This window comes from Microvirga aerophila (assembly GCF_003332305.1).
GTDB lineage: Bacteria > Pseudomonadota > Alphaproteobacteria > Rhizobiales > Beijerinckiaceae > Microvirga > Microvirga aerophila.
On record NZ_QOIO01000155.1, the window covers coordinates 1 to 2,462 of the forward strand.

Sequence of the window (2,462 nt, forward strand, 5' to 3'; positions counted from 1 at the left end):
TTCGACGCTGGACTATGTCAGTCCGATTCAGTTCGAAAGGTTGGCCGGATAGCTACTAGGCGGTGAACCCATAAAAGCGGAGCAAGACCAACTTACGATTGATACGTTTTAACGGAGAGAAGCATGAGGCAAGCAGTCGCCGGTGTATTAGTCTTCATTGCCGTAGCTGCGCACCCTAGGGTGAGTGCGTCCATGGACTTAACAGGTTATAAGCTTGTATTTGACGAAGAGTTTAATGGAACCTCGATTGATAAATCAAAGTGGGCAGAGGTTTCGAGCTCGCAGCAGGATTTTGGGCAGGGCAATAAACCCAACCAGCAGCTTGAATGGAATTCATTTGCCAACGCTAGCGTCCAAAATGGTGTACTCACTATCACGGCTCGACGCGAAAAATTCATCTCGAAATCAGGTCGTGAATATAGTTGGACCTCGAGCCTGCTGACCACGTCTCCGTCTTTCGCTTTTCAGTACGGGTACATTGAGGAGAGAGCGATGTTCCCAGCCGATAAAGGGTTCTGGCCTGCTTTTTGGACCTGGCAAACACCCGGGTATGCTGGGCCTGGCACGCAGGAAACGGATGTTTATGAGTTCTATTCTAATGACCATGCGCGCTTGTATCTGACCTCTCATGTTGGCGATGGCGGAAGTCACACCCTTATTCTCCCGTTTGACCCTACTAGTGGGTATCACACGTATGGTGCCGACATTAGCCCAAGTGGGACAAAGTGGTATATTGACGGTCAGCTCGTGTTCTCGGCGCCCGGGACGCACACCGCACCAGCAAACCTTGTGACCAATCTCGCAGTTTACGCAAGAAGAGCACCAGATTTAGAGGTCAAGAGTGCTAGCAAGAAAGTCGATTATATACGAGTTTATTCCAGAGATCAGAGCCTGCCGGTTATAACTCCGCAGCTGGGGTATGATGGACCGAGTGCGGCTGCTACTCCGAGTTCGAGGCCCTAGCATCACATCTTTGATCTACGAGTCGCCATGAGCTTGTGCTGTAATTACCCAGGCTCTTGTGTGAGCTAGGTTTCGCTGATTCCATGCTGTCATGGGCCGCAGCGATCTTGAGCGTCTGAGCAAGGAAGAGTTGATCGAGCTGGTGCTGCGCCTGCAGCGCCCGCCAAAGACGTCACGCACATCCTCAAAACCACCCTCGACCGATCGCAAGGAGCAGCGCGAGCGCTCCAAACCAGGTGGAGCCAAGCTCGGTCACGAAGGCCACAGCCGGATGATCAGCGACACGCCGGATGAGGTGGTCGAGCACCGTCATGACCGGTGCTCGTGCTGCTCGGCTGTCCTGATGGTCGATCTGCCTGGTGAGGCGATCAGCCTCCACGAGCAGATCGACCTGCCGGCAGTGAAGCCCCGCGTCACCCAGCATCGGCGCCTGGCGGTGCGCTGCCGAGCGTGTGGAGCGCGGGTCGTCGCTCCTGTCCCGGAGGCCGCTCGCAGAACGCCATTCGGGCCACGGCTGCACGCGGTGGCCACCTATCTGAAGACCTTCCAGGCCCTGTCCTACGAACGGCTGCAAGCTGCGTTGGCCGACCTGTTCGGCCTCACGCTCAGCCAGGACGGGCTGATGAACCTGCTGCGCCGGGCTGAGGTCGTCGCCTCAGACGAGACCGGCGTCCGGATTGAGGGGCGCGAATGTCTACCACCGGGTGTTCCACAGCCCGCACGCCGTCGTGCATCAGGCCGCGGCCACCCGCGGGGCTAGTGTGGTTCGCGCGATGATGGACGGGCACCGCCCGGCCGTGTGGCTCTCGGACCGCTACACGGCTCAACAGGGCCATGGGGCCGCGCATCAGACCTGCCTGGCGCATCTGGCGCGGGACGTTGCCTATGCGGTGGAGGTCAGCGACGATCCGGTGCCCTGGCGCTTGCAGCTCTGGCTCAATGCCGTCTTCGCCCTCTCGGACCAGGTCACCACGCTGGCGCCATCGACCTTGTTGGCCAAGCGGCGGACACTGGAGCGGCAACTGGCCAGCGTCCTCGCGGCCCCGAGTCCCTGTGACCTGACCCAGGCCCTCCAGGCCAAGATCGGCCGGGCTCGCGAGCAACTCCTGACCTTCCTCGACCATCCCGGCCAGGTCGCGGCGACCAATAACGCCTGTGAGCGGGCGCTCCGCCCCGCCGTGGTTCAGCGAAAGGTCACCAACGGCTACCGGGCCATGTGGGCGGCTGAAGGCGAAGCGGCCGTGCGCACCGTCATCGACACGGCTCGGCTCACGCCACGTGGCATCGTCTTCGACACCATTCTCGCTACCGTCAGCGCCTGAAGTCAGCCCCAGCAACGGCGTGGGTAATTACCTTGTGCTTGGAGCCCGATACAAGCGGCCTCCAGGTCTGACTCATGTGTTTCCCTTCTGGATGCTGAGCTAGAGCGGATTCGATTTAGGTGAACTCGTATCCGCAGTTGCTGAGGTAGTTCTGGCATTCGTCCGCCGGGAAGCTGT

1 protein-coding gene and 1 pseudogene are annotated in these 2,462 nt (G+C 59.5%); both read left to right on the forward strand.

Annotated elements, in window-relative coordinates:
* Nucleotides 1-123 precede the first annotated feature (123 nt).
* Nucleotides 124-963, forward strand: a complete 840-nt coding sequence (locus DRB19_RS29385; protein ID WP_114189475.1) for a glycoside hydrolase family 16 protein — start codon at nucleotides 124-126, stop codon at nucleotides 961-963.
* Nucleotides 964-1,054: 91 nt separating this feature from the next.
* Nucleotides 1,055-2,285 (forward strand): annotated as a pseudogene (locus DRB19_RS29390) (IS66 family transposase).
* Nucleotides 2,286-2,462 lie beyond the last annotated feature (177 nt).